Source organism: Dongia sp. (genome assembly GCF_041905885.1).
GTDB lineage: Bacteria > Pseudomonadota > Alphaproteobacteria > Dongiales > Dongiaceae > Dongia.
Window position 1 is genome coordinate 1 of record NZ_JAYRKD010000034.1, and the last position, 25,519, is coordinate 25,519.

Genomic DNA, 25,519 nt, shown 5'->3' on the forward strand with positions numbered 1-25,519 from the left:
CAAAAGCCAGTGGTAAACTCGTGATCGTCGCAGCTTGCTGTGGCATGGGGGTGCTCCTCTTGTGTGCTTGGCAGTTCACATCTGGAGTACCCCTTCCTTGCCCTGACACAAAATCTCTTACGTCACCCAACCGCAAGCCCGGATGTCGCAAGCGCATGAAATGCGGTATAATGCTTCCTCGTAAAACCCGGAACCAATGCAGCGGAACCTTTACAGGGCCTTTACGCCAGGCGGAATCGCTTTCATCCGAACGACCAGGATATTGCGCCCGATCCTCAAAGACTTATCGCACAAAAACCGGGCTCGAAACGGCGGGGTGGTAAAGGTCCCGGTGTCCCGGCCGGAAATCGCCGCCCGATCGCCCGTCGCAACCTTGAGCGAGTTCATGCCGAAGAAGTCGACCGATCCCTTCATGGCGGCACTCTGGGAATCGCTGCGCGCCGACAAGCTCGGCCCCGGCGGCAACGAGACCGGCTGGGACGAGACCAACGTGCGGATCCGCAACCGCTTCATCAAGGCGGTGCGCCAGGTGCTCCAATCCGGCGCCGCCTTCGGCGCGAGCATGAGTGAAGTCGGCGCGCCGGCGAAGGCCGCGAAGGGCACCGCGAAAGCCAAGGGCAAGAAGCACGACCCCAACGAGCTGCAACTGCCGCTGATGGCGAGCCTGAAGGCGCTGGAGAAGAAGCGCGGCCGGTGAGGGTGCGTTACTGCCCGATGATCTGCCGCAGCAGCGGCCGCAGCTCCTCGATGGTGAGGATCGAGGCGCCGGCCTCCGGCAAGGTGCTGCCGCTGTCGATCTGCTCGGCCATCAGCGTGCGGGTGATGGCCTGGAGATCGTCGGCGAAACGCTGCTGGGTCGCGACGCTGGCATTGAAGGCCGCCGCATAGTTGACCCAGACCAGGCGGCAGGCTTCGAGCCGCGCGGCCTGGGTCTCGACCGGACCCGCCAGCGCGATCGCCGCATGCCGGCGGGCGATCGCGGTCAAGTAGTCCGCATCGCGCCGCAGCGGGTCGGGCAGCGCGGGTTCGGTGACGGGCGTTTCTTGAGGCGGCGGCGGAGTTTTCTTGCGTGCGCGTCTGGCCATGGCATTCCCCTGATGCCCCCAATGTCCTGGTGCGCGCGAGATCCCCGCTGCGGTGGGACCCCAAGCCACCGGAGCGTTCGAAACGCCGGTCCGCTCGGAAAAGTTCCGAATCTGCTACTGATTAGAGGAAACCGAACCAGCGCTTCGAAATTTCATATTTTTCCTATGCAGGCGATTGCCGTAGCCTGCTGATCATCCGCTCCGCCCTGAAGGATCCCTGCGATGGCGACTGAAATTATCGACACCCTCGTGATCGGCGCCGGCCAGGCCGGGGTCGCCATGAGCGAGCATCTCGGCAAGGCCGGCGTGCCGCACCTGGTGCTGGAGCGCGGCCGCATCGCCGAGCGCTGGCGCTCCTGGCGCTGGGATTCGCTGGTGGCCAACGGCCCGGCCTGGCACGACCGCTTCCCGAACCTGGAGCATGACAGCGACCCCGAAGGCTTCCCCGGCAAGGAGGCCGTCGCCGACTATTTCGTCGCCTATGCCCGGAAGTTCGCCGCCCCGATCCGCGAAGGCGTCGAAGTCACCTCGGTCTCGGCGCTGCAAGGCAAGCCCGGCTTCCGCGTCGAAACCAGTAAGGGCGTCATCGAAGCGCGTCGCGTGGTCTCCGCCACCGGCCCGTTCCAGATCCCGATCATCCCGCCGATCGTGCCCGATACGCCGGGCCTGAAGCAGATTCATTCGACCAGCTACCACAATCCCGCCGAGCTGCCGGAAGGCGCGGTGCTGGTGGTGGGGGCCGGGAGCTCCGGCACGCAGATCGCCGACGAACTGCTGCGCGCCGGCCGCCGCGTCTTCATCTCGGTCGGCCCGCATGGCCGGCCGCCACGCGCCTATCGCGGCCGCGATTACTGCTGGTGGCTGGGCGTGCTCGGCAAGTGGGACATCACCACGCCGCCCGCCGGCGCCGAGCATGTGACGATCGCGGTCTCCGGTGCTTACGGTGGCAACACCGTCGACTTCCGCCGGCTGGCCTCGCGCGGCATGACCCTGGTCGGCACGACGACGGCCTATCAGGACGGCGTGCTCACCTTCGCGCCGGACATCGCCGCCAACATCGCCAAGGGCGACGCCGATTATCTCGCGGTGCTCGACGAGGCCGATGCCTATGTCGCGCGCACCGGCATGGACCTGCCGCCGGAGCCCGCGGCCCGCGCGATCCTGCCCGATCCCGCCTGCGTCACCACGCCGATCCGCGCCCTCAACCTGCGCCAAGAGGGCATCACCACGATCATCTGGGCGACCGGCTTCGCGCTCGATTATTCCTGGCTGAAGTTCGACGTGCTGGGCGCCGACGGCAAGCCCAGGCACAGCCGCGGCATCTCGGAAGTGCCCGGCCTTTATTTCGTCGGCCTGCCTTGGCTCTCACGTCGCGGCTCGAGCTTCATCTGGGGCGTCTGGCACGACGCGCGTTTCATCGCCGACCAGATCGGCATCCAGCGCGCCTATGAAGGCTACCAGCCGCCCGCGCCCATGGACGTGAAAGCCGTGCAGGCGAAGGAGGCTTAGGGCGAGCCGCCGGCCTCGGCTTCGCGCGCCTTGGCCCGCTGCAGAGCGGCGCGCAAAGTCTCGGCGGCGTGGGTGAGGGCGGTGACCATGTCCTGCTTCTGCGCGTCGTGGCCGTCGAGGTTCTTCCAGAAATCGACCTGGGTCAGGAGCCCGTGTAAGACATGTTCAGAGCCTTCGAAGATATCGTCCTGCATGCTCAGCTCCCGCCGGCGCCCGGCAGCTCGGTCGCCGCGGCGGCGGCTTCGGCTTTGGCGGCGTCGTATTCTTCTTCGCTGATCGCCGCCTCGCCGTCCTGGCAGGTCTTCGAAGAGGCGCGATAGACGATGCCTTTGATGACGGTGCGGCAGTAGGTTGGCTTGGCGGCTTCGGCGGCCGCGGCGGTGTGCAGCTTCTCCCAGGTCTTCGCCTCGTTCTGGGCGACGGCCTCGTTGTATTCGTATTCCTTGAGCTCGGTGTCGCCCTCGGCGCAATCGCCCTTGGTCACCTTGTAGACGGGAATGAGTCCGCTGCCGTCGGTGCCGGCGCCGGCACCGCCGGCCTGCTTGCGGCAGAAGCTGTCGCCGGGCTCGGTCATCCAGTCGTAGGCGTCGGCGATGGTGCCGGCGTTGCTGGCGAGGCTGCCGGCATTGTCGGCCGCGCTGCCGCCGAACAGTGCGCCGGCCGTGCCGCAGCCGCCCAGCAGCAGCGCCGCCAGAATGCCGATCCGTTGTCCGCTCCGGTTGCGTTGCATAGCGGGATGCTCCACCAGTCGTCCTCCTGGATCAGCGATTTCCCGCGCGCTTGGTTCCCGCTGGCATCGCAGCGGACCATGGGAGTAAACTCCTTCCAAAGGGGGAAATCATGCGCCTGCGCCTGGCTTTGCCTTTTGTCCTGTCTGGTCTGGCGCTGGCGGCCGGGGCCGCCGCCGATCCCGCCGTGCTCACCTATCCGAAGCGTCCCGACAGCCCGCGCTGGAATTATGCGCTTGGCCTGATCGAACTGGCGCTGAAGGAATCCGGGCGCGACACCCAGCTCAAACCCACCAGCGAGGAGATGTCGCAGACCCGCGCCGCCCGCGAGCTCGAGCTCGGCCATATCGATTTCATCTGGACCGGCACCTCGGCCGATTACGAGCAGCGCTTCCGCGCGGTCCGCATCCCCGTGATGCGCGGCCTCGACGGCTATCGCATCTGTGTCATCAACCCCGATCGGCAGGCCGCGTTCAGCGCGGTGCGCAGTCTCGACGACCTGCGCAAGCTCACCATCGGCCAGGATCCCGGCTGGTCGGATGTGAAGGTGCTGGATGCCGCCGGCTTCAAGCTCGAGACCGCGCCCTACGACTCCCTGTTCGAGATGGTGGATCGCGGCCGCTTCGACTGCTTCCTGCGCGGCGCCCATGAAGCGCCGACCGAGGTCATGAAGCATCCGGGCCTGGCGGTGGAGAACGATCTGCTGATCGTCTATCCCTTCACCAGCTTCTTCTTCGTCAACAAGGAGAATGCCGCGCTGGCCGAGGACCTCGAGAACGGGTTGAAGAAGGCCTACGAGGACGGCAGCTTCATGGCCTATTTCAAGAATCATCCGGCCATCAAGGCGATCTTCGAGCAGACCCATATCGAGCAGCGCCGCCGCTTCGACATCCCCAACCCGCTGCTGACCGACGCGACCCGCGCGATCCCGCCCGAGTATTGGCAGGGCCCATAGGAACCGCCGCCGGTTTCCCTAAACCCCTTGCCGTTCCCGCTGAGATTGTACAGTTTGCTGCGTCGCTTTCGCGCGACGCCGATTCCCGCGCGAGGAAAGGTCCCTCCTTGGCTTCAAAGGTTCCCACCGCGGCCGAGATCGAGGCGCTGATCGCCCAGTGCCATCCGGAGGTGCGGGCGGTGGTCGCCTATTGGCGCGCGAAGGCGGGGACCCGCCGGATGCCGGCGCGCGCCGACATCGATCCCGCGGAGATGAAACCCTATCTGCCGCGGGTCAGCCTGATCGACGTGGTGGCGGACGAGCGCCGCTTCGTCTATCGCCTGGTCGGCACCGAGGAAGCCGCGCTACGCGGCTACGATCCCACCGGCCGCTCGGTGGGCGAGGGCTATTTCGGCCCGAACCGCGAGCTCGCCTTCCAGCACTACCAGTATCCGGTCGAGCACCGGGCCCCGTTCTGCTACCGCGGCGATTTCGAGGTCGCGGACGGCTCGGTCGAGAACGAGGATGTGGTGTTCCTGCCGCTCTCGGAGGACGACGACAAGGTCAACATGATCCTGTTGTTCTATCACGACTACAGCGACCACCCGCGGGTCGAGCCGTCCTCGGTGCTGCTGCGCACCCAGAGCCGCAAGAACGAGGAATAGGCGGCGGCGCGGCGCTCAGGCCGCGCGCCAGTTCTTCGCCTCGGGGAGGCCGCCGGTCACATCGATATGCGCGGCGTCGTCGCCGGCATGCAGCTTCTTGTCGGAGAAGCGGAAGGCGAGGGCGCGGCCGTTCTCGGTGACCAGCTCCAGGTCGCGGCGGCCGAACACCTTCTTCAGGACTTCCGGGGTCATGCGAATCTCGCCGCTGCCGGCGACGCCCGCCGGCGGGATCAGGTAGCCGTCCAGCGCGTAATCCGCCGGGGCCACGTCCTGGCCCTTGCAGCGCAAAGTGCCCGCGCCGCGCAGGCCGCCCAGATAACGCATGCTCTGTCTTCCTCTGGCCATCATGATGCCATTCCTTCCTTAAAGACTGGCCGCCCTCCCATGAGGACGTCTCGAACGAAAAACCCCGCGACCGACCCTGGCGGGTCCGCGCGCGGGGCTCCCATGGTGCAGCGCCTCGCCTGTCTTCCCTGAGAGAGGAGAAGCGCGGCGTGCACCCTCCGGATCAGGCTGCCGTTTCAACCTTCAGCTCTGCCGCCAGTACATCCGTGGTCGGCGCGAGCGAAAGATTGCCGGTTGTGCCCTTCCGGAATCTCGGATGGTTAGTCCAAGTCCTGCAGATTGTCGGCCGACATCTTGCCGGTCTTGCGGTCGGAGACCAGCTCGTAGCTGACCTTCTGGCCCTCGCGCAGGCTGCCAAGCCCGGCGCGCTCGACGGCGCTGATGTGGACGAAGGCATCCTTACCACCGTCATTGGGGGTAATGAAGCCGAAGCCCTTTTGGACGTTGAACCACTTCACGGTTCCCGAAGCCATATGGGAAACCCTTTCTCAAACAATTGTCTAATGCTGCCCGCACGAATGCCGGCCGTCGAATTTGCGTTTTTCAGGAGAGAAGATATCAGCGTGGCGTGAAGCAGCTTCCGAGGAAGGGGTCTTCAGCGCGGGCCCAAATCATTCCGGCCGTCTATCGACAGCCGGTGATATAGAGATGAATCGGGCAGATTGCAAGGGGTGGGTGAAACCCAACCTGCGGCAGGTTGAAGCTGGCCTAATAGCGGCGCTTCATCTTCTTGTAGCCAGGCTTGGCTTCCTCCTCGGCGATCCGCTTGTTGTCGTCGCTGTGGATCACTTCGGCCCGGGCCAGCTCATGGGTGCGGTTGAGCTCCTTCCAGCGCGCCTTGTCCGCCTCGAAGGCCTCCGGGGTGGCCCAGGGCTTGGAGACGCCGAGCCGCTGCGCCAGCTCCTTCTCGGTATATTCTTCGTACCATTCGGTCTGCTCGACGGTCAGCCCGCGCAGCACGCGCTGGCCCTGTTCGTCGGTGGTCCAAAGTCGGAGGTCGTCGCTCAAGATCACTCCAATCGAGATGTCAGCGCCGGATTTCAGGCAGGTCTCTAGCACGGGTCGGGGGCTGGTGAAAGACGATAGCACTCAGTCCCTTAGGCGGTCCGGCCTAGACGGTTGGAACGGCTTAGTAATACGATTTTAACGCCCGATACGGTTAATAGTGGCGGGCGGTCCCGCGGACCCGCCCAAGCGCGGAGTCGGGCTGCGCCGGAGAGGGAATGCAATACGAGGAAGCAAAACGGCTGGCGAGCAGCGCCGATGTCGACGCGCGCCGCGCCCTGGCCGCTCGGGACGATGTGGCGCCCGAGATCCTGTTCTTCCTCTGCCGCGACCAGGACGCCAGGGTGCGGCTGGCGGTCGCCGCCAATCACCATGCCCCGCGCGAAGCCGATATTGAGCTGGCCCGCGATTCCGACGATGCCGTGCGCACGCGGGTGGGCGAGAAGCTCGGCGAATTACGTCCGCTCGATCTGCCGGCGCTCAGTGCCAAGAAGCAAGCCCTCACCATCGAGACCATCGAGGCGCTCGCCATCGACAACTCCGGCCGGGTCCGCGAGGCGATTGCGCGCGCCCTGAAGCAGTCGATCGACGCGCCGCCGCATGTGGTGCAGGCGCTGGCCCGCGACATCGAGGTCAAGGTCGCGGCGCCGATCCTGCAGAACTCGCCGATGCTCGGCGATCACGATCTCGTCGACATCATGAACAGCGGCCCGATCAAGGGCGTGCTCAACGCGATCGCCAAGCGGCGCAACGTCGGCCAGGGTGTGACCGAACTGCTGGTCAACCGCGCCATCGCGACACCCGGCGAAGAATCCGCCGTTGCCGACCTGCTCGCCAACGAGACCGCGAAGATCGGCGCCGGCACGATGCACAAGATCATCGACGTCGCCCCCGACTACGACCACTGGCATGGCCCGCTCGCCGCGCGCAAGGACCTGACCTCGGACCACATGCGCCGCGTCGCCTCGATCGAATCCGACGCGATCGCCGAGACCCTGTCAGCGCGCAGCGATCTCGACGATGCGGCCATGGCGGCGCTCTCGAGCATGGTGGCGCGCCGCATGGCCGAGCTCACCAAGAAACGCGAGGAAGAAGCGCCCGTGGTGAAGCCGGCCGCCGACAAGTTCCTGACCACGGTGATGAAGGGCGGCAAGGTCGGCCCGGTGGGTGCGGCGATCTCGCTGCGCGCCGGCATCCCGACCGACGTCACCATGCGGATCCTCACCTCGAAGAACCCGAAGGCGCTGCTGGCGCTGGCCTGGAAGGCGGGCCTCACCGCCGCACAGGCCCAGTCGCTGCAGACCAGCGTCGGCGGCATCTCGCCGCAAACAGCGCTCGCCCCCACCATGAGCGGCGGCTATCCGATCGCCCACGCCGACATGGAGTGGCAACTCGGGCTCTACCTCGGAAACGGCGCCTAGGACTCTTCGTCCGTCTTTGCCGCCGCTGCGCGTGCCTTGAGCATGTCGCGCACCTTGCGCTTCAATTCCGGGTCGGCCTCGGGCACCGGGGCGGACTGCAACGGCTGCGGCCGTTCCAGGCCGCCGAACCCGAACTTCGCCGCGTGTCGGTCTTCTTCCTCCGCCGCGACCGCTTCCTGATGCTGGACCGGGACCTCGATCGGGATATGGAGCCGCTCGTGGTCGACGCGGTAGCGCTCCTCGGCGATGAGCAGCGCGCTTCTCGGGTCTTGCGGGGGCAGTTCTTCGGGCTTGGGTGGCTGGGGTTCGAGCGCCGCCTCATAGACGGTGACGGAATCCAGCGCACCTTCGACCGCATCGTCGCGCAAGGGGTACCAGGGGGACACGCGCTCCGGGTGCTGCGCCGCGGCCGGGTCCTGCATCTCGGCCATGATGTCCCGGGTGGCCTGATCCAGCGCCGCGGCGAAACGCTCGGCCTCCGCGGCGCTCTTCGAGATACCGCGGGCATAACGCATGAAGTTCAGCTTGCAGAAGGCCAGATAGGACTCGCGCTGGACTTCGGGCTTGGCCAAAGCGGCCCGTGCGTGCTCTCGCGCAAAGCCGAGCAACCGCTGCACTTCCTTCTGGTCTGGCATTCGTATCGACAGAATCTTCGCGCCCTTGCGCCGATCTAAGTCCCCTAGATAACGATCGTCGGCCGGTTTTCCAACGCTGCCAATCCCCCTAAAATTAACGCAGATTGTCGCGCCCTGCCGGACTCATTGCGCCGGTTCGACATATGAGACAAGGAAGAACGTGGTGAACAGCGGCCCCCAAACCCCGTTAACGACCTACCTCGAGCCGACGCAGGAAGCCGGCCGCGCCTTCTGGCAGCGGGGAGCCGGCGGGCCGGTGGTGATGCTGAACCTGATCCGCTTCCGCGCGATAGCCGACTATTCGGCCCATCCGGAACTGGCGCCGGCCGTGCCGATCAGCGGCGAGGCGGCCTTTGACCGCTATGTCGCGCATACCCTGCCTTACCTGAAGGAAAGCGGTGGAGACCTGTTGTTCCTCGGCAGCGGGGGAGAGCTGCTGATCGGCCCGCCGGAGGAGCGCTGGGACCGCGCCATGCTGGTGCGCCAGGCCAGCGTCCAGTCCTTCATGGCCTTCGCCCAACACGCCGGCTATCTGGCCGGCCTCGGCCACCGCACGGCGGCGCTGGAAGACTCCCGTCTGTTGCCGCTGGCGGAACTGCCGGTGTGAGCCTTATCGGGCGGCCTGTGGCTTGCGGAGATGGGCGATGCCGCGCTGCTCGATGAACTGGGTGGTCGCCTCCCAGAGGTGATCGCCATAGGCGACCGGCGCGAAGGCGTCGCCGAGGCCGAGCGGCGCGATCACCGCATCGACCGCCGGTTCGTAGAAGAACGGGATCGAGAAGCGCTCCGCCCCTGAGCCGACCACGCGATGCCGGGTCGCGCGCAGCTTGCCGCCGGTCCAGCGCTCCAGCAGCTTGCCGAAGTTGACCACCAGCGTGCCTTCGGTCGGCGTGACGCCGATCCAGTTTCCGGCGCGGTCCTCGACCTCGAGTCCGGCGACGCCGTCCTGCGCCAGCAAGGTCACCAAGCCGGAATCCACATGCGGCGCGCCGAGCATGTAGCCGCTGCCGACCCGGTGCGCCGGGTCCAGCGCAGCCATCGGCCGCACCGGGTAGCGGATCAGCCGCAGGGTCGAGATGCCGTTGCGGAAGGCCGCATCGAAGACCGTTTCCGGCAGGCCGAGGCCGCGCGCCAGCGCCTGCATCAGCTTGGCGCCGGTGGATTCCATCGCCCGGTAGTACGTGGCTGCCGCCGCGCGCCATTCCGGCAGGTCCGGCAGCGGCGTCGGCTCGGTCAAGGGATCCGCGGGATCGTGCGGCAGCGGGCGCACCAGGTCGGGGCCGATATCGATTCCTTCCTTATAGGTGGGATGGCCGTCCTGCAGCGGAAACCAGCCGCGATAGACGTTGGGATTCTCCGGCGCGAAGCTGCGCCGGCACAGCGCGCGCTTCTGCGCATTACTGAGCGCAAAGATCGCCAGCAGCTGCTTGCGAAGATCCGCGGCGAGCGCGTTGCCGGGCAGGCTGGTCACGGTCATGAAGCCGGTCTCGCGGGCCGCGGCAGCGAGCGCGGCATCGACCGGATCGCGCGCCAGGGCAGGGCCTAGGAACAGGGCGCTGACGTCAATCGAAGGGATCATGCCGCCGATCCTAATCCAGGCGCCGACCCTTGCCGAGCCCGGTCAGACAGGGTAGGCCTCTCCGGGGTTTTCGGGGTCGGCCATGAAGCTTCTCTTGATCGGTCTGGGCGCGCTGACCGGGGCGGTCCTGGATGCGGTCGCCCGCGACGGGCGCTTCGCCCATATCGTCGTCGCCGCCCGCGATGCCGAGCAGGGGCGGGCCAAGGTCCTGGCGGCCCGGGTCGGCGCCGCGCTCGAGGGCGAGTTCCCGCGGATCGAGTTCGTGCCCTTCGACTTCAACACCGCGACGGCGCCCGAGACGCTGAAGAAGATCGCGCCGGATGTCGCCTTCGCGGCGCCCAGCTTGCTCTCGCACCGCCGCATCCGCGCCGCCGATCCCAAGCTCCGGGCAATGCCTGCGGGCGTCTGGCTGGCCTGCCACCTGGCGCCGATGCTGCGGCTGCGCGACTGCTGGACCAAGTCCGGCCTCAGCGCGCCCTGGGTCGCGGCCAGCGCGCCGGATCTGGTCAACGCGATCCTGCATCTGACCGGCGCCGGGCCCACCGCGGGCAGCGGCGGCATCGCGACCTGCATCCCGCGCATCCGCTTCCTCGCCGCGCAACAAGCCAAGGCGCCGGTGCAGGAAATCGGCGTGCGGCTGGTGGCCGGCGCTTCGCTCGCCGATTGCCTCGCGGGCGAGGGCAATGTGAAGGAATTGCCGCCTTTCCTGCTGAAGGTGACTTGGCACGGCGAGGACATCACGCTCGCGGTGAAAGACAAGCTCAAGGCGAAAGTGCCGCCGTTGGCCGAGCCGGATCACGCGCGTATCGCGGCATCGGCGACGCTGGATCTGCTGGCGGCGCTCGGCGACGATCGCCTGCACGATCTGCATGTGCCGGCGCCGAACGGATTGCTTGGCGGCTATCCGGTGAAGATCAACCGCCGCGGCGCAGAGGTCGATCTGCCCGCGGCCTGGGATCTCGAACATGCGCTCGGCATCAACGCCACCGCGCTCGCCTATGACGGCATCGCCGCCTTGGACAAGGACGGCACCGTTATCTACGCTCCGCGCGGCATCGCGGCCTTCGAGACGCTGCTCGGCGAACGAGTCGAGCGGCTGCGACCGCCCAACGCGCAAAGCCTCGCCGAGAAGCTGGTCGCGGCGGTCAGGCCGTAGTCCTTCAGGCCGTGGTCTTTCAGGGCTGAGTCAGCGCCTTCTGCGCCTTGGTGACTTCGTCCATGCAGGCGGATTCGTCGCCGGCCTGGTCGAGCATCTTCGCCCGCTCCAGCGAAGCCGCCGCCGGACTACGGTTGCCGGTCGTGGTCGCAGTGTTGTTGGCCTGGTCGGCCAGCGTGCCCTGGCCGGTATTCTGGTTCTGGACGTCCTGCGGCGAAGTGGCCTTGTTCTTGCTCGCCTCGTTCATCGCACCGGTGGCCGGCGTGGTTTGCGGCTGGCCGCTGGGACTCGCTGGATTGGCTGTGCTCTGTTGCATTGTGCCGCTGCCGCTGTTGCCGGTCGGCCCCATGCCGGCATCGGTCGATGCCAGCTGCCTGCTCAGCGCATCGATCTGGGTCGTGCAGTTCCCGGCCATCGCCGAGCTTGCCATCAGCAAACACCCGGCACCGGCGCCGAGCACAATCAAGGTGATCTTCATCGGCCTCTCCTCGCGTCGTGACGCGGACTATTCCGCTGATCCGACAACCCTGCCGGCATAGGAAGGTTCACGCCCGATTGCGCTCGTTGCCATGGCGCGCTGCGTTTACTGCGGCGAGGCCTTGTCCATCTTCTTGGTGAAGCTGAAGTCGCTCATCGTGACCTTGCCGCCCGACACCTGCTCCAGCTCGTTCTGCTCGAGCTGCCGGCTGACCGGCTTCACGAGTTCGTCAGCGGGGCGCGTGGATTTCTTGGATGGGGTCTTCGCCAATTTGTCTTCTCCGGGTTCGAGGTTGGTGAGGAGAAGATGTCCAAGGCGTCTCGATACCGCGAGTGAGCTTGGTCACCATCGGCCTCGCGCCGGAAATTGCCGAGCATGGCCGGAATGGCTACAGTTTCCGCGTGAAGCTGAGCGATCTCATCGCAGCGAGCAACCGTCTTGCGGGCGCGGAACGCGTCACCGCCGCGAGTCCGCTCGACGCCGAAATCACCGCAATCAATGCCGAGGCATCCGGCATTCGCCCGGGCATGCTCTACGCCGCCATTCCCGGCGCCTGGGAATCCGGAATCGCGCGCATCCCGCAGGCCTTGCAGGCCGGCGCGGTCGCGGTGCTGCTGCCGGAAGAACAGGACGTGGCGCTGCCTGAAGGCGTCGCCCGGCTCACGACCACCAATCCGCGCCGCGCCGTCGCCTTCCTTTCAGCGGCGCTGGCGGGCAGGATGCCGAAGACCGTCGTCGCGATCACCGGCACCTGCGGCAAGACCTCGACTTCCGATTTCGTGCGGCAGCTCTGGACCGGGCTCGGGCATCGCGCGGCGAGCATCGGCACCATCGGCTTGATCTCGCCGGACTGGCGCGTGGCGGAAGTGGCAGCGACCACGCCGCATCCCTATTACCTGCATCCGGCGCTGTCGTTCCTGGTCGCGGATGGGGTCGATCGCCTGGTGATCGAGGCGACCAGTCACGCCCTGCATCAGCATCGCATCGACGCGCTGCCGTTGAGCGCCGCTGCCTTCACCAATCTCTCGCGCGATCACCTGAACTATCACGGCACCATGGAGGATTATTTCGCCGCGAAGCAGCGCCTGTTCACCGAACTGCTGCCGGCGGGAGCGCCGGCGGTCGTCAACGCCGACAGCGATGTTGCCGCGACGATGATCGCCATCGCGCGGCGCCGGGGCCATCGGCTGATCCGGGTCGGGCGCGGCGGCGACGAGATTCGCCTGCTGCGCGACGAAGCCACCCAGGATGGTCATCGGCTCGAGTTCGACCTGTTCGGTCGCCGCGCGGGCGTGGACTTCCCCGTGCTCGGCGCGTTCCAGACCGAGAACCTGCTGGTCGCACTCGGCCTGGTGATCGCAACCGGCGGCGATCCCGACTCGGCCCTGGCACAAGTCGGGCATCTGGCCGGCGTGCCCGGACGCATCGAGCCGATCGCGGTCACGCCTTCGGGCGGCACCGTCTATGTGGACTACGCGCATAAGCCCGGGGCGCTCGAAGCGGTGTTGAAGGCTTTGCGCCCGCGCACCCCCGGCCGGCTGGTGGTTCTCTTCGGTTGCGGCGGCGAGGCCGATGGCGGCAACCGCGGCCTCATGGGCGAAATCGCGGCCGCGCATGCCGATACCGTCGTCATCACCGACGACAATCCGCGCGGCGAGGACCCCGCGCGCATCCGTGCGCAGATCCGCGGCGGTGCACCGGCGGCGCTTGAGATCGCCGGGCGCGGCGAAGCGATCGGCCAGGCGATCGAAGCCCTTTCTCGCGGCGATACCCTGGTCATCGCGGGAAAGGGCCATGAGACCACCCAGACCATCGCCGGCGTCGATCACCCGTTCGAGGATGCAGTGGTCGCCCGCACGGTGGTGGCCCGGTTGTCTGCCGAATCGGGTTGCATCTCCCCTCCGCTTCGATAGAATCGATGTGTGGGAACGGGCAGTTTATGTGTGATTTCACACAAACTGTTAATGCTGAGAACCTTTGACCAAGGCCACCCCTTTGACCAAGGAGTCACTCGCATGACGCAGAAGAACATCCCCGATCAGGCCCAGGGCAAGAAGGCCAGCCCGGGCGCGCCGCAGAAATCGCGCGAGCTGGATGCCAAGGAACTCGACAAGGTGGCCGGCGGCCGGCCGTCGAGCATCGGCAACACCAAGGAGCCGCTGGCCGGCGGCTGACCCGCAACCTGCCCGCGGATCACCCAACTCACTTCACACGCGCCGCACCGGATTGAGGGCTGACGCCGTCAAGGCTGGTGCGGTCGTCGCTGCGAATGCTGTTATCTTCCCGGCATCGCCGCCATGGGGAGATTGTCGTGCTGCAGCTCAATGCGCGTGAAGACCTGACCCTCGACTTCGTGCATCACGTCGCCTGGCGCAACGAGCCGGTAGAGCTTTCCGCCGCTGCGCGTGCGCGTATCGCCGCGCGCCGCGCCGACTTCGAGGCTCTGCTGAAGGATCCGAGCCAGGGCATCTATGGCGTCAATCAGGGTCAGGGCGAAATGATCCGCCATCGCCTGACCGAGAAGCAGATTGCGCGGCTGGCGCAGCTGAAGCCCTTTCCCGCCGCGGTCTCTTTCGGCGATCACTTCCCGCCGCGCGTGGTGCGGGCCATGGTGCTGGCGCGCTTTGCCAACATCCTCGACGGCCATGCCGCGGCCACGCCGCGCCTGGCCGATGCGCTGGTCTCGTTGCTGAACACCGATACGCTGCCGCCGGTCGCCCGCAGCGGGCAGGGCGGGGCGGGGGAGATCCTCGCGACCTATCCGCTGTTCGCCGCCTTGTCCGAGCGATTCACGCTCGAGCCCGGCGAACGCGGCGCGCTGATCAACGGCGCGCCTTGCGCCGCGGCCCTGGTCGCTGATGTGGCGCTGGCCGCGCGGCGCCGGCTCGACCTGGTGCAGCAGGTGCTGGCGCTGGCGATCTTCGCCTTCGGCGCGCCACGCGAGCATTATGACCCGGCGCTCGGCGAGCTCTGGGGCGGGCCCTATCATCGGCTGGCCTTCGATGCGCTCGATGCGCTGCTCGGCGTACCCACGGGCGAGCAGCGCAGCCATCAGGCGCCGGTCAGCTATCGCATCATTCCCGCGGTGCTGGCCCAGGCGCATTGGGCGGTCGGGCAGGCCGAGGCGATCGCCAAGACCGCCTTGTCCTCGGTCACGCATAACCCGACCTATCTCGAGCCGGACGACGACCATCCGCTCGGCCGCTGCATCAGTACCGGGGGTTTCCACAATGCGCTGGCGGCGCCGGCGATGGACAACATCGCCGGCGTCTGGGCCGACCTCTGCCTGCTCTGCGAGCGGCTCGTCGCCGGCTTGCTGAATGGACGCGTCTCCGGCTTCCCGGATTTCCTGCTCGACGGCCGCGACCCTTCAGAGAGCGACGGCCATGGCGCCCTCGGCTATCTGCCGATGGCGATCGCCGGTTTCGTCGAGGAGGCGCGCGCGCTGGCGCAGCGCAGCTTCATCCCGGCGGTCGATGCCTCGGTCTTCGGCCAGGACGATGTCGCCTCGCCGGTCTTCCTGGCCTGGCCGAAGGCGGAGAAGGCGGGGGAAACGCTCGACCGCGCGCTGGCCGTGCTCGCGGTCGTTGCCTCGCAGGCGTTGCATCTGACCCACCGCAAGCCTTCGTCCGATCCGTTGCGCAACCTGCTCGGCAAGGTGCGCGAGAGCGTCCCGCCGGTCACTGCGGACCGGGTCCTGGGCCCCCAACTTCAGGCTCTCAGCGCCTATTTTGGCGTCTCAGTCTTTGGGATGACTCTGCGTATCTAAGCTCTTGTGAATACGGCTCTTGCTGCGGCGCACAAATACACGCATATTTAACGTGCTGCGGGCTACCTTTGTCGGAGCCGTCAGGGCGCGGCTGCAACAGAAAGAAGGGGTACTCGCGTGCTGTACACCGCAGTTCTGGTCGCCTGCCTTGCTTCCGCCTCGGGCGTGTCTGCGCCGGGTGATTGCCGCACCCATGAGATGCTGATCAACGGCAGCGTCAATCCCATGTCGGCCTTCATCGAGGCGCAGACCCGCGCCGCGGAATGGCTGGCGCAACACCCGGGCCTGGCCAAGCAGTCGCTGGTCATCCACGCCGGCCGCAGCGCCTAGCTTCGCCCACTGCCGGGCGCTTGCCGTCACCGCCCGATCCTGGCTCAATTGCCGGAGATTGGTGCATGGGCAGTGAGCAGATGGGTCTTATGGAGCGCGACGGCGCGGTCGTGGAAATCAATCGCGTGCTGATCTTCATGGCCAGGCATGGTCGTGTGATCGTGCACGACGTCCGCCACGGCGTGCGCTTCGGCTCCAGCGACCTGGAACCGCTTGAGATCGAGGTGCCGAGGCCGCCGTCAGTCGGCCTGCTCACCGCGATGTGGGCGGAGGGCCTGGTCGAAACGGTTTCTACTGACCCGCAGAGATCCTGCATCGTCCTCGCGCTGACCGCGGATGGTCGCCGCGCGGCCGCTGCGAATAGCAGGATCGATGCCGCGGGCCAACTGGTCGATCTCAGACACAGTCTCGTGAGTGGCCGGCTCCGCAAACAGATTGCCGACGCCCGCAGTCGCATCTCGGCCGCCGAGCGGCGCTACCACGCCCTGAAGGCCCGCATCACGGAGGGACGAGGGCGCTGCAGGGCCAATGAGCAAGCCGAAGAACTGCTTGGACACATGTTCGTCAATCTTGTCGAAATGCGCCGGCAGCTCGTGCTCACGCTGGAGTTCTACGAGCAACGCGAGGCCTACCTCGCCAGTTCCCCGGCGCAGCGCCGCATGAGCCGCCGGCGCTGACCGCGGCGAAATGCTGCGCCGGCCGCGTTACTGTTCGGCCACCTGCCTGAAGAGCTCGATGATGCCGGGCCAGCCGTTGTCCACGGCGTTGCGCATCTTGGTGCCCTCGACGCCCATGCGCTCGAACAGCCGATGCTCGAGCTCGACGCGCGTGCTCTCGTCGCTTTCGGCGATGAAGCGCACTTCGACCTCACTGCCGGCCGAAGGATCCGATTTCCAGTCGCCGTTGATCTCCCAGCTGAAGACGAGGCGGCGCGGCGGCTCCCAGACCAGGACATGGCCGACGGTGGTCTCGGCGCCGTCCTCGCCGATCTCGTACCAGCGACCGCCGACGCGGGGTTCGAGGATATCCTTGGTGACCTGGGTCGGCCCGACGTAATGCGATTTCGGCCACCAGCGATCGAGCCCTGCGGTGAAGACCTCGAAGGCGCGCGCCTGCGATGCGCGCACCAGAATGCTTTTGCGCACCGGTGCGATCGTGATCACGCGGCCGTCGTTCATGGCGCGTCCCCCGGTTTCCTGGCCTCCGCTGCGATCCGGAAATTCTCCAAGGCCTCGTCCCAGAACCGGTCCAGCCAGGCGCGCAACGCGCCAAGCCCCTTCGGGTCGATGCTGTAGATGCGCCGGGTGCCTTCCGTCCGGTCGCTCACCAGTCCGGCTTCCTTCAGCACCTTCAGATGCTGCGACACCGCCGGTCGGCTGACCGTGAGGCCGCGCGCGAGATCGGCAACCGGCTTCGGGCCGGAACCCAGACGCTCGAACACCGTTCGGCGGGTTGGGTCGGCGAGCGCGGCCAGGGCAGTTCCGTAAGTCATGGCTAACAGTAAGCTATAGCTTACGGTGAAAATCAACCCCGAAAACGGGGTTGTCATGAGAAGCCCGCTGGACGTGGCGGTGCTTCTGTTGCCAAATAGTTCTCAAGATCCCATATGCAGAGACTGCCGAGCCCCGCATGGAGCTTCGATCCCCGACAATGCTGCCCCTCGATCTCTTCCATTCTGCCGTGGCGGACTGGTTCGCCCGGCATTTCCCGGAAGCGACGCCGGCCCAGGCCCAGGCCTGGCCCGCGATCAAGGCCGGCGAGCACACGCTGATTGCGGCACCGACCGGGTCGGGCAAGACCTTGGCGGCCTTTCTCGCCGCGATCGACGGGCTGGTGCGCCAGGGCCTCGACGGCACGCTCACCGACCAGACCCAGATCGTCTATGTCTCGCCGCTGAAGGCGCTCTCCAACGACATCCAGAAGAATCTCGAAGCGCCGATCGCCGGCATCCGCGCCGCGCTGCAGGAGCGCGGCTTGCCCGATGTCGAGATCCGGACCTGGGTCAGGACCGGCGACACGCCGTCCTCCGAACGCGCGAAGATGGCCAAGCGCCCGCCGCATATCGTCGTCACCACGCCGGAATCCTTCTACATCCTGCTGGGCTCGGAATCCGGGCGGAAGATGCTGGAGACCACGCGCTGGGTGATCGTCGATGAAATCCACGCCATGGCCGGCAACAAGCGCGGCGCGCATCTGGCGCTGTCCCTGGAACGGCTCGCGGCGCTCTGCGGCGACAACCTGTTGCGGATCGGACTCTCCGCGACCCAGAAGCCGGTCGACACGGTGATGAATCTCCTCGCCGGCACCGGCGGATCGGGTGGCGCGCCGAAGGTGCGCATCGTCGATACCGGCCACCAGCGCCACCGCGAACTGGAGATCGAAGTTCCGGGCCAGCCGTTGGAAGCGGTGATGTCGGCGGAATGCTGGCTCAACGTCTACGATCGGCTGCAGCAGTTGATCGAGGCGCATCGCACCACCTTGGTCTTCGTCAACACGCGGCGGATGGCGGAGCGGGTGGCGCGCGCGCTCTCGGAACGGCTCGGCGAGACCGCGGTCACCGCGCATCACGGCAGCATGGCGAAGGAGCACCGGCTCGCCGCCGAGCAGCGCCTGAAATTCGGCCAGCTCCGCGCGCTGGTCGCCACCGCGTCCTTGGAGCTCGGCATCGATATCGGCGACGTCGATCTCGTTTGCCAGCTGGGTTCGCCACGCAGCATTGCGAGCTTCCTGCAGCGGGTCGGCCGTTCCGGCCACGCGGTCGGCGCCACGCCGAAGGGGCATCTGTTCCCGCTCTCGCGCGATGAGCTGGTCGAATGCTCGGCCTTGTTCGACAGCGTGCGCCGCGGCGAGCTGGACAAGCTCGAGGTGCCCTTGAAGCCGCTCGACGTCATCGCCCAGCAGATCGTCGCGGAATGCGCGGCGCAGGACTGGAGCGAGGACGATCTCTTCCAGCGCTTCACCCGCGCCTGGCCCTATCGCGACCTCACGCGGCCGGAGTTCAACGAAGTCCTGAAGATGCTGGCCGAGGGCTTCACCACGCGGCGCGGCCGGCGTGGTGCGCTGATCCACTGGGACACGATCAACAAGGTCGTGCGCGGCCGGCGCGGCGCGCGTTTGACCGCGCTCACTTCCGGCGGCACGATCCCGGACACCGCCGACTACCAGGTGCTGCTGGAGCCGGAGAACCACGTCATCGGCACGGTCAACGAGGATTTCGCCATCGAGAGTCTGGCCGGCGACGTGTTCCAGCTCGGCAACGCCTCCTACCAGATCATCCGGGTCGAGCGCGGCCAGGTGCGGGTCGAGGACGCGCATGGCCAGCCGCCGACCATTCCCTTCTGGCTCGGCGAGGCGCCGGGCCGCAGCGACGAGCTTTCGGATTCCGTCTCGCGGCTCCGCAAGGAGATCGCGCAGCGCCTGGAAGCCAAGCCGGATTCCGTGCTGCCCTGGCTGATCGAGGAAGTCGGCGTCGCCGAGGCCGCGGCCGAGCAGGAGGTCGAATACCTCGCCGCCGGCAAGGCGGCGCTCGGCGCCATCCCCAGCAAGGACACCATCGTCCTGGAGCGCTTCTTCGACGAGGCGGGCGGGCAGCAGCTGGTCATCCACACGCCCTATGGCAGCCGGATCAACCGCGCCTGGGGCCTCGCCTTGCGGAAACGCTTCTGCCGCAAGTTCAACTTTGAACTTCAAGCCGCCGCGACCGAGGACAACATCGTTCTGTCGCTGACTTCCGCGCACAGCTTCGACTTGGCCGAGGTCGCGCGCTATCTCCATTCCTCCAGCGTGCGGCAGATCCTCACCCAGGCGCTGCTCGACGCGCCGATGTTCAACGTGCGCTGGCGCTGGGTTGCCGGGGTCTCGCTGGCCTTGCCGCGCTTTCAGGGCGGCAAGAAGGTGCCGCCGCAATTCATGCGCATGCAGGCCGAGGATCTGGTGGCCGCGGTCTTCCCCGACCAGATCGCCTGCGCCGAGAACCTGGTCGGCGAGCGTGAGATCCCCGATCATCCGCTGACCAACCAGGCGATCTACGACTGCCTGCATGAGGCCATGGACATCGAGGGCCTGGAGACACTGCTGAGGCGCATCGAGGCGGGCGAGATCCGCATCGTCGCCGTCGATCTGACCCAGCCCTCGCCGCTGGCGCTCGAAGTGCTCTCCGCACGACCCTATGCCTTCCTCGACGACGCGCCGCTGGAGGAACGCCGCACCCAGGCCGTCATGGGCCGCCGCTGGATGGATGCGGAAAGCGCCGCCGATCTCGGCCGCCTCGACAGCGAAGCCATCACCCGCGTCAAGGAAGAGGCTTGGCCGGAGCCGGCCAATGCCGAGGAGCTGCATGATTCACTGCTCTGGCTCTCGTCGGTCACCAATGACGAGGCGCGCGCAAGGCCGGATTGGCTGCACTGGCTGAGCGCGCTGGCGGCGGACAAGCGGGTGACCCGGCTGGAGACCGGCACCACGCGGCTCTGGATCGCGACCGAGCGGCTCAACCAGTTCCGTCTGGTCTGGCCCGATGCGCCGAGCGTGCCGCCGGTCAGCAGCGGCGAAGTCTTCGCCCAGACCCGCGAGGAAGCCCTGGTCGAGATCATCCGCGGTCGGCTCGAAGGCCTCGGCCCGGTGACGGCGACATCGCTCGCCATGCCGCTCGGACTCGAAGCCGCCGATGTCGAGGCCGCCTTGATCGCGCTGGAGATCGAAGGCTTCGTCATGCGCGGGCGCTTCACCGCCGGCGGCAACGAGGAGGAATGGTGCGACCGGCGCCTGCTCTCGCGCATCCATCACTACACGTTGCGGCGTCTGCGTGCCGAGATCGAGCCGGTGGCGGCCAAGGACTTCCTGCGCTTCCTGTTCCAATGGCAGCGCGTTGCCGGAGAGTCGCGGCTCGAAGGCCCGGATGCCATGACCGTTGCCGTGGCCGGGCTCGAAGGCTTCGAGGCGCCGGCCGGGGCCTGGGAAACCGAGATCCTGCCCGCGCGCATCAAGGCCTACGAGCCCAGCTGGTTCGACGATCTCTGCCTCTCCGGCCGTCTCTCGTGGGCCCGCCTCACGCCCGCGGTCGGCGGCAAGGACAAGGACCGCGTCGCTTCGCCCGTGCGCACCACGCCGATCGCGGTGATGGAGCGCCGTTCGGCGCCGCTCTGGATGGCGCTGGTGGGCGAGACGAAATCCAATCTCGAGCCGAGCCCGCGCGCCCAGGCCGTGCTCGATGCGCTGAAAGCCCACGGCGCTTCCTTCTTCGACGAGCTGGTCGCCGAAAGCGGCCTGCTGCGACCGCAGGTCGAGGATGCGCTGGGCGAGCTGGTCAATCTCGGCCTGGTGAACTCCGACAGCTTCGGCGGCTTACGGGCATTGCTGGTGCCGCAGGAGAAGCGGAAGCCGATCGGCGGCGGGCGGCGGCGCGGCCATGTGCTGCCCTTCGACATGGACAATGGCGGCCGCTGGGCGCTGATGCGCCGCGCCACGCAATCCGCCGACCCGAAGCTGCGCGACGCCGCGGTCGAGCATATGGCGCGCACCTTGCTGCGCCGCTACGGCGTCGTGTTCTGGCGACTGCTCGGCCGCGAGGCGGCTTTCCTGCCGCCCTGGCGCGAGCTCCTGAAGGTCTATCGCCGCATGGAAGCGCGCGGCGAGATTCGCGGCGGCCGCTTCGTTGCCGGATTCTCCGGCGAGCAATATGCGCTGCCCGACGCGGTTGGCGCGTTGCGCGAGATGCGCCGCAAGGCGCCGAGCGGGGAGTGGGTCTCGATCTCCGGCGCCGATCCGCTGAATCTGGTCGGCATCCTGACGCCGGGCAACAAGCTCAGTGCATTGACCGGCAACCGGATTCTGTTCAAGGACGGCATCCCGATGGCGACGCTATCCGGCGGCAAGGTCGAATACACCGCGAGCCTCGAGCCCGCCGAGCATTGGGAGGCGAAGAAGAAGCTGCTCCGCTCCGCTGCTCCCCGCCATTTCGCCGATCTCGGTTAGGAGGGTTGACGCTTGGAGCGTGAAGATTCTGCGGCGAAAGCCTTGGCCGACATCGCCGCCGGCAAGCCGGCGTCGCTCAAGATCCGATTCCTGTCGGAAGACAAGTCGCACCGCTATCAGCAGCTGGCCGACCTCATCGCGGCGCTCGACGCGAAGTACCCGACGCCGCGGCTCAACATCGACGGCTGGATCAATCGCATCGACAGCGCGCGGCAGCTGACACCCGAATCCAAGGTGCACGACCTGCAGTGGCACAATTCGCCGGAAATTGCGGTCGGGACCTTCGAGCTCCATATGGGCCCGCATCGCTGACCCGGCCTGCTGCGACAATTCTACACATATCGATCTTTGGTCGAATTGACGCCCTATGAAAACGGATTGGTAAACTTTCCCAACGAAGATGCCGCTATGCAGATGGCGCCAGCATTGATCTTTGGGAGGAAAAATGACCGCAAACGCGCCATATCGGGCGATGCGTCAATGACAGGCGAACGGTCCAGCCCCCGACCGACCCCGGAACAACCTCACACGGCGACCAAGGAAATCGACAAGGACCGGCTGATCACCGAGATGGCCGACCGGATCGGCACGCTCGGCGTCGAGATGGCGGACATCGCCGGCAACGTCGAGGACGTCGCCGGCCGGGTCACCGACCAGGCACAGAAGTTCAAAGCCCTGGACGAGACCGCCAAGGCCATGGTCGCGACCAACCACGAGATCGACCGGGCCGCCAAGGCCGCGCAGTCGGCGGCCTCGATCGCCGGCGCCGAAGTCGCGGAATCCCGCAGCGCCGTCAACGGTGCTGTTTCGGATATTTCCGAGCTGATTTCCGCGGTCGGCCGGATCGCCGAGCGCCTCAACACCGTCAACACCGTGCTGGAGCAGGTCGCCGGCTTCTCCGGCACGATCGAGACCATCGCCAAGCAGACCAATCTCCTGGCGCTGAACGCCACAATCGAGGCCGCCCGGGCCGGCGCCATGGGCCGCGGCTTCAGCGTGGTGGCGAGCGAGGTGAAGAGTCTCGCCGAGCAGACCCGCCAGGCGACGCGCCAGATCAACGAGACGGTGCATGACCTGACCTCGCAGATCGGCAACGTCATCACCGAGAGCAGCGTCGCGACCTCGCGCGCGAAACAGGTGGGGCAGAGCACCAGCCAGATCCAGGGCGTGATCGAGCGGGTGCATGACGGCTTCGAGGCGGCCGATCGGGAAGTGAACTCGATCGCGTCCACCGCTGCGGACAACCTGCAGCATTGCGACACCGTGATCCTGGCGCTGGACGACCTCACCAAGGGCGTGGAGGCTTCCTCGGTCAACCTGAAGCAGGCGGAGGAACGCGTCGAAGGCCTGTTGAAGCTCAGCGAGACCCTGATCGAGTATATCGCCGAGAGCGGCGTCGAGACGCCGGACACGCCGCTGATCCGCGCCGTGCTTGAAGCCGCACAGAAGGTCGAAGCGGTGTTCAACCAGGCGATCGACAGCGGCGAGATTACGCTCGAGGACCTGTTCGACGAGAACTACCGCGAGGTCCCGAACTCCAACCCGAAGCAGTACCTCACCAAGTACACTTCCTTTACCGACCGGGTGCTGCCCGCGATCCAGGACCCGCTGCTGGCACTCGACCCGCGCATCGCCTTCTGCGTCGCCTGGACCAGCGGCGGCTATCTCCCGACCCACAACCCGCAATACAGCAAGCCGCAGGGATCCGATCCGGTCTGGAACACAGCCAACTGCCGCAACCGCCGGATCTTCAAGGACCGCGCGGTGCAGAAGACCGCGAACAACACCAAGCCCTTCCTGCTGCAGACCTATCGCCGCGACATGGGCGGCGGCAAGTTCGTGCTGATGAAGGACCTCTCGGCCCCGGTTCATGTCAAGGGCCGCCGCTGGGGCGCCTTCCGCATGGGCTTCCGGCAGAGCTAGGGACGGCAGCGCGCTCAGCCGTTCAGCCGCCAGATCTCAAAGTTGAGGGCGGTCGCGAAGCCCACCCATGCGATCAGCGGCAGCAGGCAAAGTCCCGCGATCCGATCCACGCGCCAGAAAACCGCGGCCGTGGCGACGATCACGATCCATTGCGGGATGATGTTCACCAAGCCGGCGCCGGGATTCTCCGCCGCGAAGAACATCCAGGACCAGGCCGCATTCAGGAGCAGTTGCACGGTGAACAACAACACCGCCACGCGCCTCAACCGGTCGGCCGAACGCAGCACGCGCCAAAGCGCGAAACCCATCAGTGCATAGAGTGCGGTCCAGGCCGGTCCGAACACCCAGTTCGGCGGATTGAACGTCGGCTTCGCCAGGCCGGCATACCAGGGCTCCAGGTGCGGAAAGGTCGCGATCTGCCCCAGGACCAGAACGGCGACGACGCTGACCGCCGCGATCGCTGCATATCCCAGATCGCGCTTCATGGCGTGACGCTTATCCGCACCGGCACGCCGATCTTCAGCGAGTTCGCGACGGTGCTGATCCGCTCGGCCTCGGCGATCAATGCCCGGACGTCGCCACCCTCCGGCAGTTCACACTCCACAAGCATCGTCGCGCCGGTTGCCAGCAGCGGTTCGCCGCTGAGATCGAGCGTTACCTGGACCGAGATGCCGGCGAGCGCGATGCCTCGCGCATGCGCGACATAGCGAAGGTCGTTGCAGAAGCAGCCACCGATCGCAAGCGCGAGCAGCTGCCCACCATTGAAGCCGAGCCCCTGGCCGCCCGCCTTGCCCTCCGGGCGATCGACGACCAGGGTATGCGCACCGGCCCAGCCGAGCGCCGCCTCGGTGCCGCCGATGTTGCGCAACTCGACCGTCATCTGCGTCATGGCATGGGTCCCTTAGAGAAACTTCCCGCTGTCGAGGATCACCGCAGTGTAGTCGCGGTAGCTCATGCCGAGCTCTTCAGCACGGGCCAGCCGGCGCAAGGCGATCTCCTTCGGCGGCGTCTTCCAGGCCTCATTATGCGCCTTGGTCCAGCAGTAGAGCCGCCAGGAGCCGTTCGGATCGAGATCGTCCGGCAGCGGCCCGCCGTTATGCCCGATCCATGGGTTCAACACGACCACGGGCGGCGTCGCGATGGAATTGCCGCGCAGCAGATGCGCCACCAGGTTCGACCGCTTGCGCTGTGCCATCGTATTCCTGCTCAAAAGCGCGGCGCTCGGTGCCGCATTGGTAGGCAAATGATCGGCCAACCCCGCGCCGCGTCCGCCGCTTGGGCGAAGTTCGTTGTGCAGTTGCGTTCGGAATCGTTGACCAGTCCCGACCCGTATGGAAGATTTGAGAAAAGCGCGATGAACTGCAACAGGGAGTCTTCGATGCCCAGTGGCCGGACCATGCTGCGCGCTGCCGTCGCGAGCGTCGCCGTTCTTCTTCCGACCGCCGCCTGGGCGCATGTCGGTGTCGGCTCCACCTCCGGCTTCGTGCATGGCTTCGTCCATCCGGTCACCGGCATCGATCATGTCCTCGCCATGGTCGCGGTCGGCATGTTCGCGGCCAATCTCGGCGGCCGCGTGCTCTGGGCCGTGCCGCTGACCTTCGTTTCGGTCATGGCGATCGGCGGCGCGCTCGGGATTGCCGGGATCGCCGTGCCCTCCGTCGAAGCCGGCATCGCGGCCTCGGTCATCTTCCTCGGCCTTGCCGTCGCGTTGCAACGGAAGTGGCCGGTCGCGGCGGCGATGGCGCTGGTCGGGATCTTTGCGATCTTCCACGGCCATGCCCACGGCGCCGAGATGCCGATCGATGTTTCCGGCCTCGAATACGGATTGGGGTTCATGCTGGCGACCGCACTGCTGCATGGCACCGGCGTCGGCCTCGGGATCGGCATCGCCAGGTTCGGCCGGAGCTATTCGCCGCGCGTGATCCGGTTCGGCGGCGGCGCCATGGCGGTGGCAGGTGTCGCGATCCTGACCGGCGTCATCTGAGAT

At 66.9% G+C, this 25,519-nt stretch carries 31 protein-coding genes; 16 read left to right on the forward strand and 15 right to left on the reverse strand.

Going from position 1 to position 25,519, the window contains the following annotated elements; all coding sequences use genetic code 11:
• The first annotated feature begins 385 nt into the window (after nt 1–385).
• A complete protein-coding gene (locus ACH2CY_RS24535; protein WP_395022422.1) occupies nt 386–697 on the forward strand; it encodes a hypothetical protein in 312 nt (103 codons plus the stop codon).
• 7 nt (nt 698–704) lie between these two features.
• Here the strand turns inward: ACH2CY_RS24535 and ACH2CY_RS24540 are convergent, their stop codons facing one another.
• Nucleotides 705–1,085, reverse strand: coding sequence for a hypothetical protein (locus ACH2CY_RS24540; RefSeq protein WP_395022423.1), 381 nt, complete (start codon nt 1,083–1,085; stop codon nt 705–707).
• A gap of 222 nt (nt 1,086–1,307) precedes the next feature.
• Here ACH2CY_RS24540 and ACH2CY_RS24545 point away from each other — a divergent pair, with 222 nt between their 5' ends.
• Nucleotides 1,308–2,594 (forward strand): flavin-containing monooxygenase, encoded by a 1,287-nt coding sequence (locus tag ACH2CY_RS24545; protein WP_395022424.1) that lies wholly within the window; start codon nt 1,308–1,310, stop codon nt 2,592–2,594.
• On the opposite strand, the gene ACH2CY_RS24550 is transcribed toward ACH2CY_RS24545, so the two are convergent.
• Nucleotides 2,591–2,788, reverse strand: coding sequence for a hypothetical protein (locus ACH2CY_RS24550; protein WP_395022425.1), 198 nt, complete (start codon nt 2,786–2,788; stop codon nt 2,591–2,593). The two genes, ACH2CY_RS24545 and ACH2CY_RS24550, sit on opposite strands and share 4 nt — an antisense overlap.
• Nucleotides 2,789–2,790: 2 nt before the next feature.
• Nucleotides 2,791–3,324 (reverse strand): hypothetical protein, encoded by a 534-nt coding sequence (locus tag ACH2CY_RS24555; RefSeq protein WP_395022426.1) that lies wholly within the window; start codon nt 3,322–3,324, stop codon nt 2,791–2,793.
• 110 nt (nt 3,325–3,434) lie between these two features.
• Between ACH2CY_RS24555 and ACH2CY_RS24560 the strand changes: the two genes are divergently transcribed.
• Entirely contained in the window at nt 3,435–4,277 is an 843-nt protein-coding gene (locus ACH2CY_RS24560) for a substrate-binding periplasmic protein (protein ID WP_395022427.1), read from the forward strand.
• 107 nt (nt 4,278–4,384) lie between these two features.
• The gene (locus tag ACH2CY_RS24565; RefSeq protein WP_395022428.1) at nt 4,385–4,921 is read left to right on the forward strand and encodes a PAS domain-containing protein; all 537 of its coding nucleotides are present in this window, start codon (nt 4,385–4,387) and stop codon (nt 4,919–4,921) included.
• 15 nt (nt 4,922–4,936) lie between these two features.
• On the opposite strand, the gene ACH2CY_RS24570 is transcribed toward ACH2CY_RS24565, so the two are convergent.
• The 3 genes from ACH2CY_RS24570 to ACH2CY_RS24580 all read right to left on the reverse strand — a co-directional run bounded on the left by ACH2CY_RS24570 (nt 4,937) and on the right by ACH2CY_RS24580 (nt 6,274).
• On the reverse strand, nt 4,937–5,245 hold the full coding sequence (locus tag ACH2CY_RS24570; protein ID WP_395022430.1) for a hypothetical protein: 309 nt from the start codon (nt 5,243–5,245) through the stop codon (nt 4,937–4,939).
• Nucleotides 5,246–5,526: 281 nt separating this feature from the next.
• Nucleotides 5,527–5,739 (reverse strand): cold-shock protein, encoded by a 213-nt coding sequence (locus ACH2CY_RS24575; protein ID WP_395022431.1) that lies wholly within the window; start codon nt 5,737–5,739, stop codon nt 5,527–5,529.
• A 235-nt stretch (nt 5,740–5,974) separates the two neighbouring features.
• The gene (locus tag ACH2CY_RS24580; protein ID WP_395022432.1) at nt 5,975–6,274 is read right to left on the reverse strand and encodes a hypothetical protein; all 300 of its coding nucleotides are present in this window, start codon (nt 6,272–6,274) and stop codon (nt 5,975–5,977) included.
• A 215-nt stretch (nt 6,275–6,489) separates the two neighbouring features.
• Here ACH2CY_RS24580 and ACH2CY_RS24585 point away from each other — a divergent pair, with 215 nt between their 5' ends.
• The gene (locus ACH2CY_RS24585; RefSeq protein WP_395022433.1) at nt 6,490–7,692 is read left to right on the forward strand and encodes a DUF2336 domain-containing protein; all 1,203 of its coding nucleotides are present in this window, start codon (nt 6,490–6,492) and stop codon (nt 7,690–7,692) included.
• Here ACH2CY_RS24585 and ACH2CY_RS24590 read toward each other — a convergent pair.
• On the reverse strand, nt 7,689–8,327 hold the full coding sequence (locus ACH2CY_RS24590; protein ID WP_395022434.1) for a hypothetical protein: 639 nt from the start codon (nt 8,325–8,327) through the stop codon (nt 7,689–7,691). The genes ACH2CY_RS24585 and ACH2CY_RS24590 overlap by 4 nt on opposite strands.
• A 163-nt stretch (nt 8,328–8,490) precedes the next feature.
• On the opposite strand from ACH2CY_RS24590, the gene ACH2CY_RS24595 reads away from it, so the two are divergent.
• Nucleotides 8,491–8,934, forward strand: a complete 444-nt coding sequence (locus tag ACH2CY_RS24595; RefSeq protein ID WP_395022436.1) for a DUF1330 domain-containing protein — start codon at nt 8,491–8,493, stop codon at nt 8,932–8,934.
• 3 nt (nt 8,935–8,937) lie between these two features.
• Here the strand turns inward: ACH2CY_RS24595 and ACH2CY_RS24600 are convergent, their stop codons facing one another.
• On the reverse strand, nt 8,938–9,906 hold the full coding sequence (locus ACH2CY_RS24600) for an isopenicillin N synthase family dioxygenase (RefSeq protein WP_395022438.1): 969 nt from the start codon (nt 9,904–9,906) through the stop codon (nt 8,938–8,940).
• A gap of 82 nt (nt 9,907–9,988) precedes the next feature.
• On the opposite strand from ACH2CY_RS24600, the gene ACH2CY_RS24605 reads away from it, so the two are divergent.
• Complete coding sequence (locus tag ACH2CY_RS24605) at nt 9,989–11,062, forward strand: hypothetical protein (RefSeq protein ID WP_395022439.1); 1,074 nt, start codon at nt 9,989–9,991, stop codon at nt 11,060–11,062.
• A gap of 19 nt (nt 11,063–11,081) precedes the next feature.
• On the opposite strand, the gene ACH2CY_RS24610 is transcribed toward ACH2CY_RS24605, so the two are convergent.
• Nucleotides 11,082–11,540, reverse strand: coding sequence for a hypothetical protein (locus tag ACH2CY_RS24610; RefSeq protein ID WP_395022441.1), 459 nt, complete (start codon nt 11,538–11,540; stop codon nt 11,082–11,084).
• Between the two features lie 105 nt (nt 11,541–11,645).
• Nucleotides 11,646–11,810, reverse strand: a complete 165-nt coding sequence (locus ACH2CY_RS24615) for a hypothetical protein (RefSeq protein WP_395022444.1) — start codon at nt 11,808–11,810, stop codon at nt 11,646–11,648.
• 62 nt (nt 11,811–11,872) lie between these two features.
• On the opposite strand from ACH2CY_RS24615, the gene ACH2CY_RS24620 reads away from it, so the two are divergent.
• The 5 genes from ACH2CY_RS24620 (at nt 11,873) to ACH2CY_RS24640 (ending at nt 16,316) form a co-directional block, all read left to right on the forward strand.
• A complete protein-coding gene (locus ACH2CY_RS24620; RefSeq protein ID WP_395022445.1) occupies nt 11,873–13,453 on the forward strand; it encodes a UDP-N-acetylmuramoyl-L-alanyl-D-glutamate--2,6-diaminopimelate ligase in 1,581 nt (526 codons plus the stop codon).
• Nucleotides 13,454–13,555: 102 nt separating this feature from the next.
• On the forward strand, nt 13,556–13,714 hold the full coding sequence (locus ACH2CY_RS24625; protein WP_395022446.1) for a hypothetical protein: 159 nt from the start codon (nt 13,556–13,558) through the stop codon (nt 13,712–13,714).
• 137 nt (nt 13,715–13,851) lie between these two features.
• On the forward strand, nt 13,852–15,309 hold the full coding sequence (locus ACH2CY_RS24630) for an aromatic amino acid lyase (RefSeq protein ID WP_395022448.1): 1,458 nt from the start codon (nt 13,852–13,854) through the stop codon (nt 15,307–15,309).
• Between the two features lie 117 nt (nt 15,310–15,426).
• The gene (locus tag ACH2CY_RS24635; protein ID WP_395022449.1) at nt 15,427–15,639 is read left to right on the forward strand and encodes a hypothetical protein; all 213 of its coding nucleotides are present in this window, start codon (nt 15,427–15,429) and stop codon (nt 15,637–15,639) included.
• Nucleotides 15,640–15,704: 65 nt separating this feature from the next.
• Nucleotides 15,705–16,316 carry a hypothetical protein gene (locus ACH2CY_RS24640; protein ID WP_395022450.1) on the forward strand — a complete coding sequence of 204 codons (612 nt, stop codon included), beginning with the start codon at nt 15,705–15,707 and terminating at the stop codon, nt 16,314–16,316.
• Nucleotides 16,317–16,343: 27 nt separating this feature from the next.
• Here ACH2CY_RS24640 and ACH2CY_RS24645 read toward each other — a convergent pair whose 3' ends face one another.
• Together ACH2CY_RS24645 and ACH2CY_RS24650 are read right to left on the reverse strand one after the other, a co-directional pair.
• Complete coding sequence (locus ACH2CY_RS24645) at nt 16,344–16,817, reverse strand: SRPBCC family protein (RefSeq protein WP_395022451.1); 474 nt, start codon at nt 16,815–16,817, stop codon at nt 16,344–16,346.
• Complete coding sequence (locus tag ACH2CY_RS24650) at nt 16,814–17,131, reverse strand: ArsR/SmtB family transcription factor (protein WP_395022452.1); 318 nt, start codon at nt 17,129–17,131, stop codon at nt 16,814–16,816. Before ACH2CY_RS24650 ends, ACH2CY_RS24645 begins: the two co-directional genes overlap by 4 nt.
• A gap of 137 nt (nt 17,132–17,268) precedes the next feature.
• Between ACH2CY_RS24650 and ACH2CY_RS24655 the strand changes: the two genes are divergently transcribed.
• The 3 genes from ACH2CY_RS24655 to ACH2CY_RS24665 all read left to right on the forward strand — a co-directional run bounded on the left by ACH2CY_RS24655 (nt 17,269) and on the right by ACH2CY_RS24665 (nt 23,532).
• A complete protein-coding gene (locus ACH2CY_RS24655) occupies nt 17,269–21,609 on the forward strand; it encodes a DEAD/DEAH box helicase (RefSeq protein ID WP_395022453.1) in 4,341 nt (1,446 codons plus the stop codon).
• A 12-nt stretch (nt 21,610–21,621) separates the two neighbouring features.
• Nucleotides 21,622–21,921, forward strand: coding sequence for a hypothetical protein (locus ACH2CY_RS24660; protein WP_395022454.1), 300 nt, complete (start codon nt 21,622–21,624; stop codon nt 21,919–21,921).
• Nucleotides 21,922–22,089: 168 nt separating this feature from the next.
• Complete coding sequence (locus ACH2CY_RS24665) at nt 22,090–23,532, forward strand: methyl-accepting chemotaxis protein (RefSeq protein ID WP_395022456.1); 1,443 nt, start codon at nt 22,090–22,092, stop codon at nt 23,530–23,532.
• A 14-nt stretch (nt 23,533–23,546) separates the two neighbouring features.
• On the opposite strand, the gene ACH2CY_RS24670 is transcribed toward ACH2CY_RS24665, so the two are convergent.
• The 3 genes from ACH2CY_RS24670 to ACH2CY_RS24680 are packed head-to-tail and all read right to left on the reverse strand — an operon-like array spanning nt 23,547 to nt 24,727.
• The gene (locus ACH2CY_RS24670) at nt 23,547–24,017 is read right to left on the reverse strand and encodes a TspO/MBR family protein (protein WP_395022458.1); all 471 of its coding nucleotides are present in this window, start codon (nt 24,015–24,017) and stop codon (nt 23,547–23,549) included.
• On the reverse strand, nt 24,014–24,421 hold the full coding sequence (locus ACH2CY_RS24675; RefSeq protein ID WP_395022459.1) for an OsmC family protein: 408 nt from the start codon (nt 24,419–24,421) through the stop codon (nt 24,014–24,016). The genes ACH2CY_RS24670 and ACH2CY_RS24675 overlap by 4 nt, the downstream gene beginning before the upstream one ends.
• A 12-nt stretch (nt 24,422–24,433) precedes the next feature.
• Nucleotides 24,434–24,727: a hypothetical protein gene (locus ACH2CY_RS24680; RefSeq protein WP_395022460.1), complete on the reverse strand. Its 294-nt coding sequence runs from the start codon at nt 24,725–24,727 to the stop codon at nt 24,434–24,436.
• A gap of 183 nt (nt 24,728–24,910) precedes the next feature.
• Between ACH2CY_RS24680 and ACH2CY_RS24685 the strand changes: the two genes are divergently transcribed.
• Nucleotides 24,911–25,516: a HupE/UreJ family protein gene (locus tag ACH2CY_RS24685; RefSeq protein ID WP_395022461.1), complete on the forward strand. Its 606-nt coding sequence runs from the start codon at nt 24,911–24,913 to the stop codon at nt 25,514–25,516.
• Nucleotides 25,517–25,519 lie beyond the last annotated feature (3 nt).

Excerpts from the sequence above, each read along its gene's own strand:
- ACH2CY_RS24605 (WP_395022439.1), top strand. The coding sequence starts at position 9,989 with ATGAAGCTTCTCTTGATCGGTCTGGGCGCGCTGACCGGGGCGGTCCTG.
- ACH2CY_RS24585 (WP_395022433.1), top strand. The coding sequence starts at position 6,490 with ATGCAATACGAGGAAGCAAAACGGCTGGCGAGCAGCGCCGATGTCGAC.
- ACH2CY_RS24540 (WP_395022423.1), bottom strand. The coding sequence starts at position 1,085 with ATGGCCAGACGCGCACGCAAGAAAACTCCGCCGCCGCCTCAAGAAACG.
- ACH2CY_RS24545 (WP_395022424.1), top strand. The coding sequence starts at position 1,308 with ATGGCGACTGAAATTATCGACACCCTCGTGATCGGCGCCGGCCAGGCC.
- ACH2CY_RS24570 (WP_395022430.1), bottom strand. The coding sequence starts at position 5,245 with ATGCGTTATCTGGGCGGCCTGCGCGGCGCGGGCACTTTGCGCTGCAAG.
- ACH2CY_RS24610 (WP_395022441.1), bottom strand. The coding sequence starts at position 11,540 with ATGAAGATCACCTTGATTGTGCTCGGCGCCGGTGCCGGGTGTTTGCTG.
- ACH2CY_RS24640 (WP_395022450.1), top strand. The coding sequence starts at position 15,705 with ATGGGCAGTGAGCAGATGGGTCTTATGGAGCGCGACGGCGCGGTCGTG.
- ACH2CY_RS24680 (WP_395022460.1), bottom strand. The coding sequence starts at position 24,727 with ATGGCACAGCGCAAGCGGTCGAACCTGGTGGCGCATCTGCTGCGCGGC.
- ACH2CY_RS24675 (WP_395022459.1), bottom strand. The coding sequence starts at position 24,421 with ATGACGCAGATGACGGTCGAGTTGCGCAACATCGGCGGCACCGAGGCG.
- ACH2CY_RS24575 (WP_395022431.1), bottom strand. The coding sequence starts at position 5,739 with ATGGCTTCGGGAACCGTGAAGTGGTTCAACGTCCAAAAGGGCTTCGGC.
- ACH2CY_RS24655 (WP_395022453.1), top strand. The coding sequence starts at position 17,269 with ATGGAGCTTCGATCCCCGACAATGCTGCCCCTCGATCTCTTCCATTCT.
- ACH2CY_RS24665 (WP_395022456.1), top strand. The coding sequence starts at position 22,090 with ATGACAGGCGAACGGTCCAGCCCCCGACCGACCCCGGAACAACCTCAC.
- ACH2CY_RS24555 (WP_395022426.1), bottom strand. The coding sequence starts at position 3,324 with ATGCAACGCAACCGGAGCGGACAACGGATCGGCATTCTGGCGGCGCTG.
- ACH2CY_RS24670 (WP_395022458.1), bottom strand. The coding sequence starts at position 24,017 with ATGAAGCGCGATCTGGGATATGCAGCGATCGCGGCGGTCAGCGTCGTC.
- ACH2CY_RS24650 (WP_395022452.1), bottom strand. The coding sequence starts at position 17,131 with ATGACTTACGGAACTGCCCTGGCCGCGCTCGCCGACCCAACCCGCCGA.
- ACH2CY_RS24535 (WP_395022422.1), top strand. The coding sequence starts at position 386 with ATGCCGAAGAAGTCGACCGATCCCTTCATGGCGGCACTCTGGGAATCG.
- ACH2CY_RS24590 (WP_395022434.1), bottom strand. The coding sequence starts at position 8,327 with ATGCCAGACCAGAAGGAAGTGCAGCGGTTGCTCGGCTTTGCGCGAGAG.
- ACH2CY_RS24625 (WP_395022446.1), top strand. The coding sequence starts at position 13,556 with ATGACGCAGAAGAACATCCCCGATCAGGCCCAGGGCAAGAAGGCCAGC.
- ACH2CY_RS24550 (WP_395022425.1), bottom strand. The coding sequence starts at position 2,788 with ATGCAGGACGATATCTTCGAAGGCTCTGAACATGTCTTACACGGGCTC.
- ACH2CY_RS24645 (WP_395022451.1), bottom strand. The coding sequence starts at position 16,817 with ATGAACGACGGCCGCGTGATCACGATCGCACCGGTGCGCAAAAGCATT.
- ACH2CY_RS24560 (WP_395022427.1), top strand. The coding sequence starts at position 3,435 with ATGCGCCTGCGCCTGGCTTTGCCTTTTGTCCTGTCTGGTCTGGCGCTG.
- ACH2CY_RS24685 (WP_395022461.1), top strand. The coding sequence starts at position 24,911 with ATGCCCAGTGGCCGGACCATGCTGCGCGCTGCCGTCGCGAGCGTCGCC.
- ACH2CY_RS24600 (WP_395022438.1), bottom strand. The coding sequence starts at position 9,906 with ATGATCCCTTCGATTGACGTCAGCGCCCTGTTCCTAGGCCCTGCCCTG.